The following is a 20742-nucleotide window of genomic DNA, read 5'->3' as shown; positions in this document are numbered from 1 at the left end:
ATTGTCTATTTTTTCTGATGTTTGCCGGGGGTTTCTCTAAGTTGCTTAAAGTCTTGCGCGCGCAGCAGGTTTTGCGCGCCTAGGCATTGGCCGTCCCCAGTGCTCGCGCCGCCGCAGTTGCGACCTGCTGCCAGTCGCCACGACCGCAAAAACTCAGCGAACGGCCCGGCGGCTGCATCTCGATGCTGATGCTGAAATCGGGCGGCGGCAGCAGCCCGGCGCCGCGCTCGGGCCATTCGATCAATAATAGACCACCATCGCCGAGCAGCTCCTGCCAGCCGAGATAGTCAAGTTCCTCAGGATCGGCCAAACGATAGAGATCGAGGTGGAAGATGCGCTTGGAAGCAGGTTCGGCCCGGAATTCTTTGGGCTCGATCTCTTTGGGTTCAATCCCATGAGGCTTGATCTGATAGGGCTCGATCAGCGTATAGGTCGGGCTCCGCACCGCGCCCTGAACGCCATAAGCACGCAGCAGGCCGCGCACCAGTGTGGTTTTGCCGGCTCCGAGCTGGCCGTGCAGAAACACCAGTGCTCCTTTGGGTGCTGCCGAGATACTGCCCCGCCCTGTCTCTAGCCAGGGCGATAACAGCGGCGCCAGACTTTGCCCCACGCGCAGCATGCCTGGTTCATCGGGGATATAGAGCGCTGTCATCGCCCCTGCTCCCAACCCGCCAGACGGCACCACTGGCCGCGCAGGGCGGCGATGAGATCGGACGCCAGTAGACCACGTTCACCCTCGCGTGCGGCCCAGTCCGCTGCCGCTGCATGCAGGCAGACACCGGCACTGGCGGCCTGTTCAAGTGGGAGCCCCTGGGCGAGCAGCGCGCCAATGATGCCGGTCAGTGCATCGCCCATGCCGCCACTGGCCATACCGGGATTGCCCTGACTACAAAGCGCTGGCGCTTGTTGTGCGGCGCTGGCGATCAAGGTGCCCGCGCCTTTCAGCACCACAGCGCCACCATAGTGTTGCTGGAGTTCAGCAGCAGCCGCAAATCGGTCTTGTGCGATCTCGGCTGTTGTGCAGGCGAGCAGGCGCGCCGCCTCGCCTGGATGGGGTGTCAGTATCCAGTGATCTCGCCGTTGCGGCTGTTCGGCGAGCAGATTGAGCGCATCGGCATCCAGCACCAGCGGGCGCTGCCCGATGACCTCGGCTTGCAGCAAATACTCAAACAGCGCCCGGCCCCATGGAGCCCGCCCCAGCCCAGGCCCAAGCGCAACCAGACTTGCCCGCTCGAGCAGGGGCGCGAGCTGGTCGGGCGAGGACACTGCCGCAACCATCAACTCTGGGCGGGTCAGGTTGAGCAGCGCGGCATGGTCGGGGTGGGTTGCCAGGGTCACCAGCCCGGCGCCGGCACGCAGCGCGGCCTCGCCACACAGGCGCGCGGCACCGCTCATGCCAGGCGCACCGCCAACCACCAGCAGATGACCACAGCTGCCTTTGTACGCAGTGCGCGACCGGGGCGCGATGCGCGCCGCCTCCTTGGGCCAGTCGGTGCGGCGGGCGGCAGCCACTGTACTGGCATAGACCGCCGCCGGCACCTCAAGCGCGTCGAACTGGATACAACCGGTGCGGTCTGGCCCATCACCGGTAAACAGGCCCTGCTTCAAGCCGATGAAACTTAAGGTTGCAGTCGCGCGAATCGCCGCGCCAAGGATGCAGCCGGTGTCCGCGCTCAGTCCTGAGGGAATATCCACCGCCAGCACCGGCGCGCGACCTTGATTGACACGGTTGATCGCAGCAGCCATGTCGCCAGTCACCACACGCGTCAGCCCAGTGCCCAGCATGGCATCCACGATCAAATCGCTCGCCTCGGGCCATTCGGGCCAGGTCGAGACCTGGCCACCGGCATCGGCATAAGCGCTTGCCGCCGCTGCCGCTGCGCCGCTCAGGCGTTGGTGATCGCCAAGCCGCACCAAGCGCACCTGGCGCCCGGCGCTCCGAGCCAGCCTCGCCAGCACATAGCCGTCGCCACCGTTGTTGCCGGGGCCGGCCAGGACGGTGAGGCGCCCGGCTTGCGGCCAGTCGCGTTCGATGAGTCGCCACAACGCCGCACCGGCGCGCTCCATCAGGGTTTCGCCCGGGATGCCAAAACGCTCAATGGCACAGGCATCGAGCATGCGCACCTGTTCGGCCCGGTAGAGGGCGTAGGGCAGTTGTTCAGTGCTCGGCATCAAACGCGGCATTGGCTTGCCTTGATCAGTGTTTGGGCTCCAGTCCAGACGAATGTCTGACCGCCATCAGCGCATTTCCCGACTGGAGGGCACAAGCCCAGTCTTACGCGCGCTTGCACTGACAGGCCAAACCCACGAGCACGTCTTGCAACAAGCTGACGCGACCTTCCAAGACAGCGGTAGCCATCGATTCACCTCCTGACTGGTCACAACCGGATCGATCTCAGTATGATCCCAACAACAAGGGTTGCAAAGCCCAAACACTCGCACCTTGAGCACGCAGACCTTGACACCCACCACCCTCGCCGCCCACATCAAAACCTGGGGCCGAGAACTCGGCTTTCAGCAAGTTGGCATCGCCGGCTGCGAGCTGAGCGGCCCCGAAAGCTATTTGCACGACTGGCTCGCGCGCGGCTGGCATGGCGAGATGGACTACATGGCCCGTCACGGCAGCAAACGCAGCCGCCCGGCTGAACTGCTACCGGGCACAAAAAGAGTGATCTGCGCGCGCATGGACTACATGCCAGAGGCGCTGGAGGACACCAGGGCCGCTTGCGATCATCCCATCGAGGCCTTTATTTCCCGCTACGCACTCGGGCGTGATTACCACAAGCTGCTGCGCGCGCGGCTGAAACAGCTCGCCCTGCGCATCGAGGCTGAAAGCGGCCCCTTCCAGTGGCGCCCGCTGGTCGACTCGGCACCCGTAATGGAAAAGCCGCTGGCACAAGCCGCTGGCCTGGGCTGGATTGGCAAGCACACCAATTTAATCAACCCAGGCGCCGGTTCCTGGTTCTTTCTCGGCGAGCTTTATGTCGATCTGCTGCTGCCCATTGACGAACCCCTGCCCAGTCATTGCGGACGCTGCCGAGCCTGCATGGATATCTGCCCCACAGGTGCCATTGTCAAACCTTATGAATTGGACGCGCGCCTGTGCATCTCTTATCTGACTATCGAACTGGCCGGTGCGATCCCCGCGCCGCTGCGCCCGCTGCTGGGCAACCGCATCTATGGCTGTGACGACTGCCAACTCGTCTGCCCCTGGAACCGCTTTGCGCATGTCACGAAAGAAGCCGATTTCTGTCCCCGTCATGGTCTGGATGGCGCCAGCCTGATTGCACTCTTTAGCTGGGATGAAGCGGAATTTCTCAAGCGCACCGAGGGCAGCGCCATCCGTCGCATCGGTCATCAGCGCTGGCTGCGTAACATCGCCGTGGCGCTTGGCAACGCCGCGCCCTCCCCTGTCGCACGCCAAGCGCTGGAAGCTCGCAGCGACCACCCGAGCGATCTAATCCGCGAGCATGTCCATTGGGCGCTAGCGCGACAATGCCAGCGGCGCGAGAATGACGACCTCTCTGAGAAAGCACCCGGCACCCCATCTTCTCAACAGGAGCCCCGCGCATGATCAATCTGCTTAGTCTCTCGCGCGCCGCGCGTTTAGCCGGCGTTAGCCGCGGCACTCTACAGGCACGCATTCGCCAGGGCGAAATCGAGACCTTCGAGGGTGAGGTGCGGGTACAGGATTTGCTGCGCGTATACCCCAACGTCAGCCTGGAACACACCGGCCTGCTCGATCAGGTGCAGCAAATCCGGGACAACGCGGTGCCGCGCGACAATGATCAGGACCATCAATTACCCAGCCCCGAGGTGCTGCTCTCGCGCCTGCGTGCGCTGAGCGACGCACTCTCCGCGCAGGTCAGCCGCGCCGATGGGCTACAGCAGTTGATTGCGGATTTGCGCAGCCAGTTGACCCACGCCATCCCCGAGCGCGACACGCGCGAACGTCTGCTCGGCTGGCTGGATGCACAATGCGCAGCCCTCGCCGAAGCGCCCGAGTCCGAGGCACGCCGACAGCTGTTTGCGAAAGACAACTTCCTGCGCCTGATGGCGGCAAGCGTCAAGGTGATCCCGAGTGGGCATGAATTCTTTGTCGAGGGCTCGGAGTCGATTCTCGACGCTGCCGTGCGCGCGGGGCTGCGCATGAACTACGGCTGCGCCAACGGCAACTGCGGCTCTTGCAAGGCGCGGGTGGTGTCAGGTGAGGTGTGGAAGCTGCGCAATCACGACTATGTACTCAGTGCCCGCGAGCAACAGTTGGGTTACTTGCTCGCCTGCTGCCACACGGCGGTCACCGACCTGGTGCTGGAGGCCGCCGAGGCGCATTCGAGCGCGGATTTACCCCACCAGGAGATTCGCGCCCAAATCCGCAAAGTCGAGCACCAGAACGCCGATCTCATGCTATTGCAGGTGCAGGCGCCACGCACCCAGACCCTGCGGTTCATGGCCGGGCAGTCCGCGCGACTACAACTGGAGGACAGCACCAAAACTGAACTGCCCATCGCCAGTTGCCCCTGCAATGGCCGCACTCTGCACTTTTACATTCGGCGCGGACGCGATGCCTTCAGCGATGCCGTCTTCAGTCGCACACTCAGCCGCGCACCCGTGCTGGTCAGCGGCCCTCAGGGCGATTTCGTGCTGCGCGAGGCTGATCCGGGCCCGGCGGTCTTCATCGCCTTCGGCGATGGCATCGCACCAATCAAAAGCCTGATCGAACATGCCGTGTCCATCGACACCGCCGCCAGCCTGCATCTGTACTGGTCAACTTCTGGCACCGAGGGTTTTTATCTCGAAGGCTGGTGCCGCGCGCTCAAGGATGCGCTCGACCACTTCGCCTTCACCCCATTAGTCAATGCCACTGCCGAGGACCTGCTTGCCCTGCTCCGCGCCGATCTTCCAGAGCCAAACACCGCCAGCTATTACCTAGCCGGATCAGCCGAAGAACTGGCGCCCCTAGCCGACAGACTCAGCAACCTGGGCATCGCGGATGAGTCTGTGGCAAGCCTGTCGGTTTAGATGCCTAAGGCTCATGCTCCCGACCGCCCCGGAGCATGAAGCGGCCGCTTCACGGCAAGATGTTCAAACTCTCATCTGATTGTCCACAAGACTGCGGACTTGCCAGGTCGGCTGCGGCAGATCTGCGGCTTTGGTGCCGCCTGCGGCTGGAATCACCGGGGCGCCACCTGCAAGACCGGTGCCAACCAGTACCGCGTCCAGGCCCGCATCCAGGCCACCGCGAATGTCGGTGCCGAGTTGATCGCCAATCATCACCGGCCGCTGAACGCCGAGCTGCTGCCTGGCTTGGTCGAAAATTGGCCGACAGGGTTTGCCGAGGCGCTCGAAGGCGATGGGCTGGTCGGGATGATGGGCGTTGAGCACGGTCTCAAGCATCACGGCCATGGCGCCAGCGGTCAGGCTGAAGGCACCGGGCGCGCAGGGGAAGATGAGGTCGGGATTGCACAACAAGAGATGGATGGACTCACCACCAGCCTGACGGCGCATGATCAGATTGAGCGCACGATTGAAGTCCTCGGGCCAACGCACGCCGTTTTGGTCGGCAATGACCACCACCTCGGCGTCCTGGTCGTCCTCAATCAGCCGCCCACCGGCGCGAGTCACATAACCTTGGGCGCTTGGCGGGCCGAGCAGCAGGCAGGAGGCGCCTTGCAGACCATGGCGGGCAAAATAGGGCTGGAGCAGCATGCCGGAGGTCAGCAGATGCTGAGCGTCGAGCGCCAGCCCCTTGGCGGTGAAGTCGGCCGCGAGCTGTTGCGGCAGACGACTGGCGGCATTGGTGACAATCAGCCAGGGCTTGCCAGCGGCATCAAGGCGGGCGAGAAAGTCCGCCGCGCCAGGTAGCGGGCCGGTATCGTCGAGCAGCACCCCATAGGCATCAAGCAGAAAGCCGTCGTAGCGCTCGATGAGTTGGGACGGGGTAATGAGTGGCGCCGTCAATCTGGCTTCGGGGTCCGAATGGCTTGGGGGCATTGGCGCGGCTCTTGGGGATTTCCGGCGGGCGGCCGGATTTCACTTCCATTGCGATGGGGCGAATACAGTTGCCCCTGCCTACCGGAGTGCATTGCGCCAGCGCGCGGCTTTAAGCTGCAAGGAGCCGAGCAGGCGCTCAAGCGGTTTCTTCTTAACCTGATAGTTGACCAGGTAGAGATCGGCTTCCTCGCGCGCGGCGAGCAGGTAGTCGTCGCTGGTGCGCAGTTCATCAACCAGGCCAAGGGTGAGTGCCTGTTCGCCGTGCCAGTACTCGCCGGTGGCGACCTCCTCCAGCGGCAGGTCGGGACGGTATTCGAGCAGGAAAGATTTGAACTGGCGATGCACATCCTCAAGCTGCTCGCGCACCTTGACACGCGCTTCCTCAGTGTTCTCACCAAAAAGCGTCAGCGTGCGTTTGTGCTCGCCGGCGGTGTGCAGCTCGAAGTCGATGCCGTTGCGCTGGAGCCAGCGGTGGAAGTTAGGTAGCTCTGCCACCACGCCGATGGAGCCGATGACGGCAAAGGGTGCAGCCAGAATCCGATTGGCCACCACAGCCATTAGATAGCCGCCGCTGGCCGCGACCTTGTCGACCGAGACTGTCAGCGCGATCCCCGCCTGGCGCAGTCGCAACAGTTGCGAGGCACCCAGGCCATGCTCATGCACTGCGCCGCCGGTGTTCTCCAGCCGCACCAGCACTTCGTCCTCCTGACGCGCGACCAGCAGCAGGGCCGAGATCAACTCACGCAGACCACCGACCTCGCTGGCCATGATGTCGCCGTGAAAATCGACGACGAAAATCCGCCGTTTTTCGGGCTCGGGATTGGTCTCCTTGGCGCGAGCCTTATCCGCCTTGCGCTCGGCCTTAATGAGCTGCTTGTAGGCTTTCGCCGGCAGCATGGCCTGCTTGAGCCCGAGTGCCATGTCGCGATAGCGCTCGCCAAGGTCGGTAATCTCCAAACGCCCATCATCCCCGCCTTGTGAATCCAAGCGCGCGCGCAACAGCATCATCACCAGCAGGGCGAGCGCGAGCATCAGGGTCAGGGCTTTGGCCGCGAACAGGCCGTATTCAATCAAGGCTTCAATCAACATGCGCGCTCCAGGGTCGGGGAAATTGGCGGGATGTTAGGGTTTGTAGGGCAAATTGATGCGCCCCGATTCGCCTCAGTGCACTTAACGCTGTAACTCAAGGCCCGTTTAAAATCGGACCAAGGCAGCATCACACCGCAATGGGCGCGCGAATGGACGGATGCGGCTCATAACCAATTACCCGAAAGTCCTCGGGTTGATAGTCAAACAGCGAGGGTGGTCGGCGGGCGATCTCAAGCCGTGGCAGCGCACCAGGGGCGCGGCGAAGTTGTTCATGCACAATGTCGTCGGTCAGATGGTTTCGATACAGGTGCACATCGCCGAATGTATGCACCAGATCGCCCGGCTCGAGATCGCACTGCTGGGCAAGCAGATGCGTCAGCAGCGCATAGCTCGCGATATTAAAGGGCACGCCCAGAAACAGATCGGCACTGCGCTGATAGAGTTGCAGGGACAGCCGCCCCTGATCGACATAGCACTGAAACAGACAATGACAGGGCGCCAGCGCCATGCGCCCGGCGGCAGCATTGTCCGGCGGCGCGACCCCGCCCAGCGGCAGCACGGCGGGATTCCAGGCCGAAACCAGGTGGCGGCGGGAGTCGGGGTCCTTGCGCAAAGCGGCGATCAGATCGCTGAGCTGATCAATGGTCTGGCCATCGGCGCTCGGCCAGTTCCGCCACTGCGCACCATAGATGGGACCAAGCTCACCATCGGGCGCGGCCCATTCGTCCCAGATGGTCACCCCGCGCTCATTCAGCCAGCGGTTGTCGGTCGAGCCAGCAAGAAACCACAGCAGCTCAACAACCACGCTTCTGAAATGCACTGTCTTGGTGGTTAGCAGCGGAAACCCGGCGCTGAGATCAAAACGCAACTGCCGCCCGAAAACCGAGCGAGTGCCAACGCCAGTGCGGTCTTCGCGATCACTGCCATGGGCAAGAATATCGCGCATTAAGTCGAGGTATTGCTGCACTAGATTCGCCCTGCCTCTAACGCTTTGCTGGCTTGAGCAACAGCGACTTGCCCTGCATGCTTGCAGGCACCGGCAGCCCCATCAGCGTCAGCACCGTGGGAGCGATGTCGACGATGCCGCCTTCGACGCTCAGTATCCAGGGCATTTCATCAATGACCAGGCAGGGAACAGGGTAGCAGGTATGGCGCGTGTGGGGCTCACCACTGAGGGGGTCGATCATCTCGTCGCAGTTGCCATGATCGGCAGTGAGGAGCACCGAATAGCCATTCTCGCGGGCGGCATCGGCCACTCGACCAACTTCGCGGTCAAGCACGGCAACGGCTTCGAGAATAGCCTCGCGCACCGCAGTGTGCCCAACCATGTCGCCATTGGCAAAGTTGGCGACGATGAAATCGTGCTTGCGCTCGTTCAGCGCGCTAATCAGGGCATCGGCCACTGCGGGCGCGCTCATCTCGGGCTTTAGGTCATAGGTGGCGACCTTGGGCGAGGGGATGAGGACGCGGTCTTCCTTGGGGTAGGGGTCGCTCTGACCGCCGTTGAAGAAAAAGGTCACATGGGCGTATTTTTCGGTCTCGGCGCAGTGCAGTTGCGCCAGGCCCGCGTCGCTGATGATGCCACCCAAGGTGACGCTGGGTGATTCATGATCGAAGGCCACCGGCAGCCCGTACCACTGGTCATACTCCATCATGCAGGTGACCTCGGCGCGGCGGAAACCACCGCGATCAAAGTCGTCGAAGTCCGGGTTGAACAATGCCGAGACTGTCTGGCGCGGGCGGTCCTTGCGGAAGTTAAAGAACACCAGGCTGTCGTCTTCAAGCACCTGCTCGCCGCCGTCGATGATAGTCGGGGAGATGAACTCGTCATCCTCGCCAGACTTGTAGGCGCTCTCGATGGCCGCGCGGGCGCTGACAGCCTTGCGACCCTTGCCATGCACCAAGGCGTCAAAGGCCATTTTGGTGCGATCCCAACGGTTATCTCTATCCATGGCGTAGTAGCGCCCGGAGACGGTCGCGATCTGCCCGTCGGCGGCGGCCAGGGACTCTTCAAGCGAGGGCAGATAGTCGCTGGCAGCGCGCGGCGGGGTGTCGCGCCCATCGGTGATCATGTGCAGCGCGGGTTTGGCGCCGTTGCGTTTGGCGAGCTTGATCAGCGCAGTGAGATGGCGCGTATGGCTGTGGATGCCGCCATCAGAGACCAGCCCCATCAGGTGCAGCGGGCGGCCCGCAGCGGCGGCGCGTCGGGCGGCGGCCACCAGGGCGCGGTTATCGAAAAAGCTGCGGTCGGCAATCGCGTCGTCAATCAGCACCAGGTCTTGTCGAATGACACAGCCGGAGCCAATCGTCATGTGGCCAACCTCGGAGTTGCCCATCTGGCCGTCCGGCAGACCCACGGCACGACCGGAGGCCGAGAGTGTGGTGTGGGAATTTTCGGCGAAAAGGGTGTCGAGCCGTGGCGTGGGGGCCAGCACCACGGCATTGTGGGCTTTGCTTGGATTGACGCCGACTCCGTCGAGAATGATCAAAATGACCGGGCGGCGGGTCATTCCGGCTGAGTTGCTCATGATTGGTCCTTGAGTTTGGTCCGAGGGGATGGGTCCCTGAGTAAATCCAATAGTCCTGGTGGTCGCGACCGAGACGGCACCTTTGGCGAGTATTGGCTGGATGGCTCCAACCGGGGCCGCGTGCGTACCGGCTATTGTATCCCTTTTGTGATCAATCGCCTGTTGTGATCAATCGTTATCAGAAATTGTGACAGACATTCTCTCAGGCAAGGCTGGTAGCGGCAAAAAGCGCGGCGGCCAAGGGCTTGCCTCGGCACTGCGATGGGCCTCTGTTTGCCCCAAAAGCTTTGTTTGGCGGTTGCGCGCGACCCACTCTGGTGCGTATGCTTTCCGGTTGCAAGGGATGGGGGGCTAAGGCCAAGGAGCCACTCGAGTACCTTCCGCTCTGAATTGAGCGCGAAGCGATGGCCAGAAGCCGGAACGGCAGCCCCTCATGATACCTGAGAGGCCGCTTTAAGGACCCATCCGGGGATGCGCCCACCGGGCGTTTTAGCCAAGGGTGACGCTCGGCATTGCCGCTTGCATCACAGCATCATTAAACAAAAAAAGGCCACCGGACACGGCCGTGGCCAGAGAGGCACAGATGTCTGCTGACAGAATCATCGCTTTCGTCATGGCGGGCGGTCAAGGTTCCCGCCTGCAACCGCTCACCTCCGCCCGTTCCAAGCCATCGGTGCCTTTCGGCTCGCGCTACCGCATCGTCGACTTTGTGCTGAGCAACCTGATCAACTCCCAGATCCGCACCATCTATCTCTTGGTGCAATACAAGTCCCAATCGCTGATCGAACACGTGCGCAAGGCTTGGACCATCTCGCCACTGCTTCAGGATCAGTTCGTCACCGTGGTGCCACCGCAGATGCGCTCGGGCTCAAGTTGGTTCCAGGGCACGGCGGATGCGGTGCAGCAAAACATTAATCTGCTCGAGGAGCACGCACCCGATCTCGTCGTGGTGTTCGGTGCCGATCATATCTATCGCATGGACATCCGCCAGATGGTCGACTTTCACCGCGAGCGGGAAGCCGACGTGACCATCGCCGCCCTGCCGGTCCCCCTGGAAGATGCCAAGGGTTTTGGCGTCATCGTAGCCGATGAAACCGGTCGCATCAGTGCCTTTCAAGAGAAGCCCGCCGACCCGCGCCCCATGCCCGGCAATCCGAACTGCGCCTTTGCCTCCATGGGCAATTATGTCTTCGACACCAAAGTGCTGCTAAACGCCCTGCACGACTCCCAGCAGGCGGGCGAAACCGACTTTGGGCAGCATGTGCTGCCGCGTTTGCTCGCCAGCGAGAAACGGCTGTTTTCTTATGATTTTGCCACCAACGAGATCCCGGGCATCAAGCCCTACGAAACACAGGTTTACTGGCGCGATGTTGGCGGCATTGATGCTTATTTCAGCGCGCATAAGGACGTGCTGGGCGCCGAGCCGGTGTTCGATGCCTTCAATCCTGAATGGCCGATTTACTCCAGTAACTACCAAGGCCCGGTCGCCCGGGTGCTTGGCGGTCAGGTCACCAACTCCTTGCTCGGCGCTGCCACTGTCATCCATGACAACAGCCGTCTCAGCAACTCCATTATTCGGCGCGAGACGGTGATCGAGGAAGACGTGGAACTCGAGGACTGCATCATCATGGATTATGTCCGGATCTGTCGTGGCTCACGCCTGCGTCGGGTGATTGTTGATCGGCACAACATCATCGATCCCGGCACTATTATTGGCCATGACCCCGACGCGGATCGCCAGCGGTTTCATGTGAGCCCCGGTGGTGTCACCGTGGTGCCCTCCGGCCTGGTCGGCTTCTTCGCCCGCGATGTGCGCGGCACCGGGCGCGGTTACGCCGAATGAGGGCGCAGCGGGCACGGCAGAAATCACCTAAGGGGTTCGAATGCGAAACATCCTAATCACTGGCGGAGCTGGCTTTATCGGCGGCAATTTCGTGCATCTGATGCTGGCCGAGAGCGACGCACGCATTGTCAATCTCGACAAGCTGACCTACGCCGGCAATCTCGATACCCTGACCGACCTGGAAGAACCCGGGAGCGAACCGCCACGCCACAAGTTCGTGCAGGGCGACATCGGTGACCGCGATCTGGTCAGCCGACTGCTGGTCGCGCACCAGATTGATGCAATCGTGAACTTTGCCGCCGAGAGCCACGTCGACCGCTCCATTGACGGCCCGGCAGCTTTTATCGAAACCAATGTGCTCGGCACCTTCAACCTGCTCGACTGCGCCCGCGCCTACTGGGCCGATCTGCCCACCGAGCGCCGTGATGACTTCCGCTTTCTGCATGTCTCGACCGACGAGGTCTATGGCACTCTGGGCAGCACCGGCAAGTTCACTGAAGCCACCGCCTATGCACCCAACTCGCCCTACTCGGCATCCAAGGCCGCGTCGGATCACCTAGTACGCGCCTGGCACCACACCTACGGCATGCCGGTGCTGACCACCAACTGTTCCAACAACTACGGCCCCTATCAGTTCCCAGAAAAGCTCATCCCGCTGATGATCGCCAAGGCCATGTCCGGCCAGCCCTTGCCCATCTATGGTGATGGCGGCAATGTGCGCGACTGGCTTTATGTCGAGGACCACTGCCGCGCCATCGCCCTGGTGTTGGAGTCTGGCCAGCCCGGCGAGGTCTACAATATCGGCGGCGACAGCGAAAAGACCAATCTCGAGGTCGTCGACACCCTATGCGACCTGCTCGACGAGGCGTTACCTGATTCGCCCTACCGCCCGCATCGGCTGCTGAAATCCTTCGTGCCTGACCGTCCCGGACATGATCGCCGCTATGCGATAGACGCCAGAAAAATCCAAGCGGAGCTCGGCTGGGCACCTCGCGAGAGCTTTTCCTCTGGCATGAAGCGCACCATCGAATGGTACCTGGCACATCAGGACTGGACCGCCCGGATCATGGACGGCAGCTACCGTGGCCAACGCCTCGGCATGGCGGCGCAAACCAGCACCGAGCCCACAGCATGACACGCAAAGGCATTATCCTCGCCGGCGGTGCCGGCACCCGGTTGCATCCGCTCACCATTGCGGTCAGCAAGCAACTGATGCCCGTCTATGACAAGCCGATGATCTACTATCCGCTCTCGGTGCTAATGCTGGCCGGGATTCGCGAGATTCTGGTTATCACCACGCCGCAGGACCAAACGGCCTTTCGCACTTTGCTTGGTGATGGCAGCCAATGGGGTCTATCGCTGGACTACGCCGTGCAACCCGAGCCGGGCGGTCTGGCGCAGGCCTTTCTGATCGGCCGGGATTTCATTGCCGGACAACCCAGCTGTTTGATTCTGGGTGATAACATTTTCTACGGCGGTGGGCTGACACCCTGCTTAAAAAGCGCCGCCGCCCGAACCAAGGGCGCCACTGTCTTTGGCTATCAGGTCCGCGACCCGGAACGCTATGGCGTAGCCGAATTCAATACTGAAGGCCAGGTGATCAGCCTGGAGGAAAAGCCGGCCAAGCCAAAGTCCCAGCATGCAGTGACGGGTCTCTATTTCTATGACGAGCAGGTGTGCGACATCGCCGCGGAGCTGCGGCCTTCACCGCGTGGCGAGCTCGAAATCACTGACCTCAACAACTGCTATCTGGCCAGAGGCGAGCTGTATCTGGAAAAACTCGGCCGCGGCATCGCCTGGCTCGACACCGGCACCCAGGAATCTCTGCTACAAGCGGCCAATTTCATTCAGGCCATTGAGCAGCGCCAGGGACTCAAGATCTGCGCGCCCGAGGAAATGGCCTTTCTGAACCGCTGGATCGACGCCGAACAGTTGCGCGTCCTGGCCGAGCCCCTGCGCAAGAGCGGCTATGGCGACTATCTTCTGCGCCTGTTGCCGACCAACTGACCCGCGAATCGCCTACACTCCAGAACGCATCGAGAACCCACCATTGTGAATATTCTCACCACAGCGCTGCCAGACGTCCTCATCATCGAACCCCAGGTCTTTGGCGACGAGCGCGGCTTTTTTGTCGAGACCTGGCAGCAGGAGCGCTACGCCGAGGCCGGCATCGGCCCGGAGTTTGTGCAGGACAATCTGGCCTATTCCCGCCAAGGCGTGCTGCGCGGGCTGCATCTGCAGAACCCCTACGCCCAAGGGAAACTAGTGCAAGTGCTGCAAGGCGAGGTCTTCGATGTCGCCGTCGATGTGCGTCGTGGCTCGCCGAGCTTCGGGCGTTGGCATGGCTGCCTTCTGAGCGGCGAGAACAAACGCCAGTTCTGGGTGCCAGCCGGCTTCGCCCACGGCTATCTGGTCACCGGCGAAGATGCGCTCTTTAACTACAAGTGCACCGACGCCTACCACCCCGAGACCCAGTTCTCGGTGCGTTGGGACGACCCAGCTATTGGCATCGACTGGCCGTTGAAAGGTGACCCCATCCTGTCAGATGCCGACCGCGCCGCCTTACCCCTGGCCGAGATCACCCCGGAGCGATTGCCAGTGTTCGACCCCGCCGCCCACAGCTGACAATCTTTCAATGAGCCAGACACCCATATCCCAACCACCGCTCGACTACCGCAGCGCTGGTGTTGATATCGACGCCGGCGCCGAGTTGGTCGAGCGCATCAAGCCGCTCGCCGCTGCCACCGCGCGCCCCGGCGTCGGCCGGTTGGGCGGCTTCGGTGGCCTGTTCGAGCTGCCCTTGGGCCGCTACCGCAACCCGGTGCTGGTCTCGGGCACCGACGGCGTCGGCACCAAGCTCAAGCTGGCAATTGACACCGGCCGCCATGATGGCATCGGCATCGATCTGGTCGCGATGTGCGCCAATGATATTTTGGTCACGGGCGCCGAGCCGCTGTTCTTTCTCGACTACTATGCCACCGGCAAGCTGGAACTCGATATTGCCACCGCCGTGATCGCCGGCATCGCCGAGGGCTGCCGCCAGGCCGGCTGCGCCCTGATCGGCGGTGAGACCGCCGAAATGCCCGGCATGTACCAGACCGGAGACTACGACTTGGCCGGCTTCTGCGTCGGCCTCGCTGAAAAGGACGCCCTGCTTGGCCCCGAGCGCGTGCAGGTCGGCGACAACATTATCGCGCTGGCCTCCTCCGGCCCGCATTCCAACGGCTACTCCCTGATTCGCCAGGTACTCGAGCGCAGCGGCGCTGAACTGACCGACCCTTGCGGCGACGCCAGCCTGATCGATGCCCTGCTCGCTCCCACCCGCATCTATGTGCGCTCTCTGCTGCCATTGATCGAGACACTCGACATCCATGCCCTGGCGCACATCACCGGCGGTGGCATCACCGACAACCTGCCCCGTGTCATGCCACCGAACACCAAGGCAATCATTGATCTCTCGAGCTGGACCCTACCACCGGTCTTCGCCTGGCTACAGCAGCAGGGAGGCATCCTTGATGCAGAAATGCGCCGCACCTTCAACTGCGGTGTGGGACTGCTGGTATTGCTGCCACCTGAGCGCACCGATGAAGCATTGGCGGCATTCAACAAGGCCGGCGAACAGGCATGGGTGATTGGACGCATCGATGCAAATCAAGGCGCCCCGGAAGTCCGTTACAACTAAGGCTCATGGACCCCGGCCACTCCGGCGAATGAATCCATGAGATTCGTGGTAACACTATGATCCCAGACATCCCTCAGGGTGAATTTCAGCCGAACCCGGAACTCGATCTCGCCACCAAACCCTCCAGCAAGAGTCCCGAACCAACTCGAAACCCTTTGGCAGTCGTAGTGCTGATCTCAGGCAGCGGCAGCAACCTGCAAGCCCTGATCGATGGCCAACAGGGAGGCGACTTACCCATCGTCATCCGCGCTGTGATCAGCAATGTCCCGGACGTTCGTGGCCTCGAGCGGGCTGAGGCCGCCGGCATCAGCACGGCCGTACTGAATCACAGACTATTTGACGACCGTGCCGCCTTCGATACCGCACTCATGGCACTGATCGACAGCTTCGATCCTGCGCTGGTGGTCCTCGCGGGCTTCATGCGCATCCTGACGCCCGACTTTGTCCGCCACTACCTGGGCCGACTGCTTAACATTCATCCGTCTCTGCTGCCGAAATACCAAGGCCTGCACACCCACGCGCGCGCTTTGGCCGCAGGCGATAGCGAACATGGCGCCACAGTGCATTTCGTCACCGAGGAACTCGACGGCGGTCCGCCAATTTTGCAGGCGCGAGTCCCGGTGCTGCCCGACGACGACGACGACCGCCTTGCCGCCCGGGTGCTAAAGCAGGAACACAAAATCTACCCCGAAGCAGTGCGCTGGTTTGCCAGCGGACGCCTGTGCCTCGACCCGGACAAGCGCGCCCGGCTTGATGGTAAATTACTGACAGCGCCCGTCAGCCTGCCGCCGAATTGTTAGTGCTCGCAACGCCCGAGCTTCTCCCGCGCACCGGGTAGCACCGACAGCAGGAATGTGGAGATCAGCACCACAGGCGCGAGCATGATCAGAACGAGCGCGAGCAGCAGGACAATCGCCTGCAAATGTGCAACCTCCGCAGGAACCACAAAGCGCGCAGCCATAAACAGGGCGACCGCCGCCGCAAAGAAAATCCCGGCAACAACGACGCCGTCGCGCATGGTTTCGCAACCCAGTACTAGCAGTCGATGGGACATCGATACTCTCCTTTCGTGGTCAATCTGATTGTTATGGATGCTGGCTGATGGCCTTGGATGATTTCTGTGGATTGATGTTTACTGAAACCCTTTGAGATTTCGGCTCATTCTGGGCCGGGCGATTGGTATATCAGCCTATCGATTCTGACCAGTGCATGCATTTGCCACCACCGGATTTTCCCACAAATCGCCTCAGTGGCGATGGGAGCGCGGCGGCAGTTCATGCGGCATGGCTTCCTCCACCCAGAGGCCACGGCGGGCGCGACGACCGATGAGCACGCAGGCCTGCTGAAAGGCGTTCTCCGCTTGGCGCGCGTGCCATTCCCAGTCGACTGGAGGGGAGTCGTTACGCAGGTGCCAGTGGCCGATGGTCATGACCCGACCAACGCAAATCTCGAGCGCCCAGTCGTGCCAAACCACATCGACTTCTTCTTCATCGGCAAACTCCTGTTCAATCAGGCGCACGGAATTCTGACCCGAGTCATCCATGGCGACGATCTGATTCAGCACGGAGTCATCCTGCACACAGCTCTCCCAGCCAGTATGGACAGCAGTCGCAGTATCCATCAAGGTCTTTGCCAGCAGCTCCGGAGTCAGGGTAACCTGCAGCGGGCTGTCCCAATCAGGCTCGGCAAGTCCGTCGAGGCTGGTCTCAATATTCAATCTCACTCTCCCTTGTCTGGCTCAAAGTCTTCAGGCTCACCGTCTTAAGGCTCAGCGTGCAAAACGCCATGGCGCCCCGTGGTCGCATGCGAAAGCGCATGGTCGCAAGGGGGGACTGGCTCAGAATGGCAAGGGCTAAAGCGCGGGCCAATGCCAAAGCACAAGAGATCATTTTGGATTGAATCGGCGCAGATTGCACGATAACTTGCTCACCCGAGCCAGACTGAAAAGGCATGAACCCGCGCTGGTTGCCCTGCGCCGCGCGGAGTCTGGGCTCCAAGCTGAGCATTTTCCGCCAATCAGGCGCCGCCCTGCTCATGCATCTGACAGCCGCTTTGCATTAACATCCTTCAACGCCACAGCCCCAACCAGCCCGGAGAATGGCTTCCTGTGGTTCACGGCAAGCACAGCCCCAACCCGGAGAACCTGCCATGTCCGTCTTGCTTGACCTGAGTATTTTTCCGGTTGACCAGGGTAGCAGCCTGAGCCCTTTCATCGCCCCAGTCGTCGAGATGATCGCTGCCAGCGGTCATGACTACCAACTCACCGCCATGGGCACCCTGATCGAAACTGACTCCCTCGCTCAGGCCCTGGCGCTGATTGAAAGCGCCCACGCAATCCTTGCCGAGCACGGCTGCGAGCGCGTCTACGCGACCGCCAAGCTCGACATTCGAGCCCACGCCAACCAACGTCTGAGCGGCAAGGTCGCTTCCGTCAATCAGCGTCTGCGCCAGGGCACCGAGCAACAGACTCGACGAGCGGTTACCGGGCAATCAACCAAGGGAACCACCAGCCAATGAAAGTCGCCGTCTTCTCGGACGTGCAGGGCAACATCCAGGCCTTCGAGCAGGCCATCGCCATCATCGACGCCTGGCAGCCGGATCTGGTTGCCACTGCTGGCGATCTGATCAACCGCGGCCCGGACAACCACAGCTGCCTGGCGTTGTTCGAGCAACGCCGCCGCCAGCACGGCTGGCTGGCCGTGCGCGGCAATCACGAGGCCTGGGTCTCGCGCTGGAGCCGCGAGGGCGCGCGCACGCCTCAGGAACAGGCCATGTTCGCTTTTACCGACTGGACCTGCCGCCAGCTCGGCGAGCTTGCCCAAAGGCTAGACCATTGGCCGGATCATCTGTGCTTCGATGCGCCGGGCGACAGACCGGGCTGCGGCGCCGATCTTTGGGTCCACATCGCCCATGGCACCTTGGCCGGAAATCGCGATGGCATCTCGCCGCGCACCGCAGATGAATCCCTGCAAGACAAGCTGCCCGCCGATCTGGCCCTGTACATTACCGGTCACACCCACAAGGTCCATACGCGCAGGGTCTTAGGCATGGATATCGTCAACGTCGGTTCGGTCGGCTCGCCGTTCGACGACGACCCGCGTGGCAGCCTTGGGCTATTCAGCTTTTATCGCGGACGCTGGCACACTGAGATCCGCCGCTTCGACTATGATCGCGAACAAAGCACGCGTCGCTTCGAGGAATCCGGCTTTCTCGATCAGGGCGGCCCGCTCGCGCAGGTGATTTTTGCCGAGTGGCAACAGGCGCGGCCCCTGCTCGCGCACTGGCGTCACCAGTACGAGGCCGCCGTGATGGCGGGAGAAGTCGATCTGCAATGGTCGGTCGACCAATTTCTGCGCACTGAGCCGCAGCACAACAACAACCACAGGTAAGCAACGCCCATGATCCCCGATGCCGACCGGCTACAACGCTTTCTGCTTGAACAACTGGGCGTGCGCGGCGAGTTGGTGCGGCTTGATGCAAGCTGGCGCGCGGTGCTTGAACGCCATACCTATCCGCCGGCGGTGCGCCAGCCTTTGGGCGAGGCGCTGGTCAGCGCCGTGCTGCTGAGCGCCACACTAAAGTTTGAGGGCAGCCTGACACTCCAGGTACGCGGCGACGGCCCCCTGCATACGCTGATTGCCCAGGCCACGCATGACCACAGCCTGCGCGGTCTGGCGCGCTGGCGCGAGCCTCTGGGCAGCACTCACCTGACCGACCTGCTCGGCCCCGCGCAATTGGTGATGACCATCGAACCCGACGCGGGGCAGAGCTATCAGGGTGTGGTACCGCTGCAAGGCGACAGCCTGGCCGCCGCCATCGGGCACTATTTCGACGTCTCCGAACAGCTTCCCACCCGGCTATGGCTGGCCATTGGCGACAATGCGGCCTTCGGCCTGCTGCTACAGCGCCTGCCAGGACAGACCAGCAGCGACGAAGACAACTGGGATCGCTGCCAATTGCTGGCCGACACCCTAAACAGTGTCGAGATGCTCAAGCTACCCTTTCACCAGCTGCTCCATCGCCTGTTCCACACCGAGCAGGTTAGAGTGTTCGAGCCCGATCTGATCACCTTCCGCTGCACTTGCTCGCGCACGCGCATCGCCACCACCCTGCGCGCGCTCGGCCAAGACGACCTCGAGGCACTGATCGCCGAGCGCGGGGCAGTGGAGGTGACCTGCGAATTCTGCAACCGGAACTATCGCTTCGATGCCGTGGATGTCAGCGAACTTTTCGCCAGCAGCGTACCGAGCACAGCTCCGCCGCAACGGCAGTAATTCTTTGCCTCACCCACGCCGCCCGTGTTTCTTCTTCTCGAAGTAATAGCTCAGCTTGTCGGACACATTCAGATATTCAACCTGGTCCTGGTTCAGGGCACCGACATGCAGGCTCTCGCGCACCCCGAGTTCTTCTTCTGATAAATCCAGAATCACGGCCTCTTCCTTGGGCACATCAGGCGCATAAACCAGCACATTCGGCTTGGCAAGATCGTCGCGGTTCACCGAGGTCACCACCGCCAGTCGTTCATCCTCCAGGCGCACCACCGTGCCTGGAGGATAGACGCCCAGACAGCTGATAAAGGCACTCAGCACCTGCCCATCGTAGTGGCTCTTTTCTTTGGCATACATCAGGGAAACAGCCTGATGGGGTGACAGACCACGGCGCGCGGCAAAGCCGTTGCACAGATTATCGTAGCGATTCACGATACTGATGACGCGGGTCAGCATGCCCAGGTCTTGCTCACGCAGGCCCTGCGGATAACCGCTGCCGTCAAGATGCTCATGGTGCTTGCCGATGATCTCCATCACCGGTCGCGGCAGCGTTGGCATGCGCTTGGCCATCTGCAAGCCGATGGCCGGATGGCGACGGTAGAGCATGAGTTCGGGCCTGGTGAAAGGCCCTTTCTTGAGCAGAATTTGCGACGGCAGCTGCTGGTGCCCCAGGTCATGGAAGAGCGCGCCTAGCCCAAGCAAGCGCAGATCCCTGACATTGAGCGCCAGCTCGCGCCCCAACACCAGCGCCAGTGCCACCACATTAATGGCATGAAAATAGCTGTTCTCCTCGAGATGTTTGAGGTTGATCAGCTGCACCGTGGTTTCCTGATCCGCACCAAGCTCGTCGATCATCCCCGCGACCAGTTCGTTGGCCGCGCGCAGCGCCTCGCCGGGCATGGACTCCAACAGTGGAAACAGCTTGCGCGCCGAAATCACCGAGGTGGTATAGCGCTTGGCGCATTGGTTCAAACGTGCGCGTCTTTCCTTAAGCTTGCGGATACGCTGGTTCTTCTCCTCCCACAGGGCCGCTGTCTCAGCATCCAGATCCGGATCGGCCGCAATGGCCAAGGTCTCCTCAGCCAACTCATCAAGCGCCGACTCGAGTCCGACTTCGGGGCTTGGCGGCGGGACTTCCGCGGGCTCCCAAGGCGCACAGTCACTGCGTTCCGCGTCGACCTGCACCAGCTTGACACCGAGCGAACGCAGAACCTTGAGCTGCTTCTCTGAGCGGAGTTTGAACTTGCTGGTCAGAAATGGGTGCTGCATCCAGGGGGTGTCGAGATGAATGAACACCCCGACACGCAGCCGCTCGACAGCCACTTCAGTCAATGCCAT

20 protein-coding genes are annotated in these 20742 nt (G+C 61.9%); 11 read left to right on the top strand and 9 right to left on the bottom strand.

Going from position 1 to position 20742, the window contains the following annotated elements:
- Window positions 1–79: 79 nt before the first annotated feature.
- Window positions 80–652, bottom strand: a complete 573-nt coding sequence (gene tsaE, locus Thiofri_RS06065; protein WP_009150822.1) for a tRNA (adenosine(37)-N6)-threonylcarbamoyltransferase complex ATPase subunit type 1 TsaE — start codon at window positions 650–652, stop codon at window positions 80–82.
- Entirely contained in the window at window positions 649–2172 is a 1524-nt protein-coding gene (locus tag Thiofri_RS06060; protein WP_143742008.1) for an NAD(P)H-hydrate dehydratase, read from the bottom strand. The genes tsaE and Thiofri_RS06060 overlap by 4 nt, the downstream gene beginning before the upstream one ends.
- A 286-nt stretch (window positions 2173–2458) precedes the next feature.
- On the opposite strand from Thiofri_RS06060, the gene queG reads away from it, so the two are divergent.
- The gene (gene queG, locus Thiofri_RS06055; protein ID WP_009150820.1) at window positions 2459–3574 is read left to right on the top strand and encodes a tRNA epoxyqueuosine(34) reductase QueG; all 1116 of its coding nucleotides are present in this window, start codon (window positions 2459–2461) and stop codon (window positions 3572–3574) included.
- Window positions 3571–5022 (top strand): 2Fe-2S iron-sulfur cluster-binding protein, encoded by a 1452-nt coding sequence (locus Thiofri_RS06050; protein WP_009150819.1) that lies wholly within the window; start codon window positions 3571–3573, stop codon window positions 5020–5022. The genes queG and Thiofri_RS06050 overlap by 4 nt, the downstream gene beginning before the upstream one ends.
- Before the next feature lie 63 nt (window positions 5023–5085).
- Here Thiofri_RS06050 and Thiofri_RS06045 read toward each other — a convergent pair whose 3' ends face one another.
- The 4 genes from Thiofri_RS06045 to gpmI all read right to left on the bottom strand — a co-directional run bounded on the left by Thiofri_RS06045 (window position 5086) and on the right by gpmI (window position 9611).
- Window positions 5086–5994, bottom strand: coding sequence for an HAD-IIA family hydrolase (locus Thiofri_RS06045; protein ID WP_009150818.1), 909 nt, complete (start codon window positions 5992–5994; stop codon window positions 5086–5088).
- Window positions 5995–6072: 78 nt separating this feature from the next.
- Window positions 6073–7083 carry a protease SohB gene (sohB, locus tag Thiofri_RS06040; RefSeq protein ID WP_009150817.1) on the bottom strand — a complete coding sequence of 337 codons (1011 nt, stop codon included), beginning with the start codon at window positions 7081–7083 and terminating at the stop codon, window positions 6073–6075.
- Window positions 7084–7210: 127 nt separating this feature from the next.
- Window positions 7211–8050, bottom strand: a complete 840-nt coding sequence (locus Thiofri_RS06035; RefSeq protein ID WP_009150816.1) for a thymidylate synthase — start codon at window positions 8048–8050, stop codon at window positions 7211–7213.
- A 16-nt stretch (window positions 8051–8066) separates the two neighbouring features.
- The gene (gene gpmI / locus Thiofri_RS06030) at window positions 8067–9611 is read right to left on the bottom strand and encodes a 2,3-bisphosphoglycerate-independent phosphoglycerate mutase (RefSeq protein ID WP_009150815.1); all 1545 of its coding nucleotides are present in this window, start codon (window positions 9609–9611) and stop codon (window positions 8067–8069) included.
- A gap of 583 nt (window positions 9612–10194) precedes the next feature.
- Here gpmI and Thiofri_RS06025 point away from each other — a divergent pair.
- The 6 genes from Thiofri_RS06025 to purN are packed head-to-tail and all read left to right on the top strand — an operon-like array spanning window position 10195 to window position 15936.
- Window positions 10195–11454, top strand: coding sequence for a glucose-1-phosphate adenylyltransferase (locus Thiofri_RS06025; RefSeq protein WP_009150814.1), 1260 nt, complete (start codon window positions 10195–10197; stop codon window positions 11452–11454).
- 40 nt (window positions 11455–11494) lie between these two features.
- A complete protein-coding gene (gene rfbB, locus Thiofri_RS06020) occupies window positions 11495–12589 on the top strand; it encodes a dTDP-glucose 4,6-dehydratase (RefSeq protein WP_009150813.1) in 1095 nt (364 codons plus the stop codon).
- Window positions 12586–13461, top strand: coding sequence for a glucose-1-phosphate thymidylyltransferase RfbA (gene rfbA / locus Thiofri_RS06015; RefSeq protein WP_009150812.1), 876 nt, complete (start codon window positions 12586–12588; stop codon window positions 13459–13461). Before rfbB ends, rfbA begins: the two co-directional genes overlap by 4 nt.
- 45 nt (window positions 13462–13506) lie before the next feature.
- Window positions 13507–14079, top strand: coding sequence for a dTDP-4-dehydrorhamnose 3,5-epimerase (gene rfbC, locus Thiofri_RS06010; RefSeq protein ID WP_009150811.1), 573 nt, complete (start codon window positions 13507–13509; stop codon window positions 14077–14079).
- Between the two features lie 10 nt (window positions 14080–14089).
- Window positions 14090–15136, top strand: a complete 1047-nt coding sequence (gene purM / locus Thiofri_RS06005; RefSeq protein ID WP_009150810.1) for a phosphoribosylformylglycinamidine cyclo-ligase — start codon at window positions 14090–14092, stop codon at window positions 15134–15136.
- Window positions 15137–15192: 56 nt separating this feature from the next.
- Window positions 15193–15936, top strand: a complete 744-nt coding sequence (gene purN / locus Thiofri_RS06000; protein WP_009150809.1) for a phosphoribosylglycinamide formyltransferase — start codon at window positions 15193–15195, stop codon at window positions 15934–15936.
- On the opposite strand, the gene Thiofri_RS05995 is transcribed toward purN, so the two are convergent.
- Together Thiofri_RS05995 and Thiofri_RS05990 are read right to left on the bottom strand one after the other, a co-directional pair.
- Window positions 15933–16190, bottom strand: a complete 258-nt coding sequence (locus tag Thiofri_RS05995) for a hypothetical protein (RefSeq protein ID WP_009150808.1) — start codon at window positions 16188–16190, stop codon at window positions 15933–15935. The two genes, purN and Thiofri_RS05995, sit on opposite strands and share 4 nt — an antisense overlap.
- Before the next feature lie 192 nt (window positions 16191–16382).
- Complete coding sequence (locus Thiofri_RS05990; RefSeq protein ID WP_390166806.1) at window positions 16383–16859, bottom strand: hypothetical protein; 477 nt, start codon at window positions 16857–16859, stop codon at window positions 16383–16385.
- 425 nt (window positions 16860–17284) lie between these two features.
- On the opposite strand from Thiofri_RS05990, the gene Thiofri_RS05985 reads away from it, so the two are divergent.
- Genes Thiofri_RS05985 through hslO form a run of 3 tightly spaced genes read left to right on the top strand, consistent with a single transcriptional unit; the run spans window position 17285 to window position 19410 of the window.
- On the top strand, window positions 17285–17653 hold the full coding sequence (locus Thiofri_RS05985; RefSeq protein WP_009150805.1) for an MTH1187 family thiamine-binding protein: 369 nt from the start codon (window positions 17285–17287) through the stop codon (window positions 17651–17653).
- Window positions 17650–18525, top strand: coding sequence for a metallophosphoesterase family protein (locus Thiofri_RS05980; RefSeq protein ID WP_009150804.1), 876 nt, complete (start codon window positions 17650–17652; stop codon window positions 18523–18525). The genes Thiofri_RS05985 and Thiofri_RS05980 overlap by 4 nt, the downstream gene beginning before the upstream one ends.
- Before the next feature lie 9 nt (window positions 18526–18534).
- Window positions 18535–19410 carry an Hsp33 family molecular chaperone HslO gene (gene hslO, locus Thiofri_RS05975; RefSeq protein WP_009150803.1) on the top strand — a complete coding sequence of 292 codons (876 nt, stop codon included), beginning with the start codon at window positions 18535–18537 and terminating at the stop codon, window positions 19408–19410.
- 9 nt (window positions 19411–19419) lie between these two features.
- Here hslO and Thiofri_RS05970 read toward each other — a convergent pair whose 3' ends face one another.
- The gene (locus tag Thiofri_RS05970; RefSeq protein WP_009150802.1) at window positions 19420–20742 is read right to left on the bottom strand and encodes an HD-GYP domain-containing protein; all 1323 of its coding nucleotides are present in this window, start codon (window positions 20740–20742) and stop codon (window positions 19420–19422) included.

Origin of the sequence: Thiorhodovibrio frisius (genome assembly GCF_033954835.1) — a bacterium.
GTDB classification, from domain to species: Bacteria; Pseudomonadota; Gammaproteobacteria; order Chromatiales; family Chromatiaceae; genus Thiorhodovibrio; species Thiorhodovibrio frisius.
The sequence above is the reverse complement of the archived record's forward strand: the minus strand, read 5'-3'. Positions and strand labels throughout refer to the sequence as shown.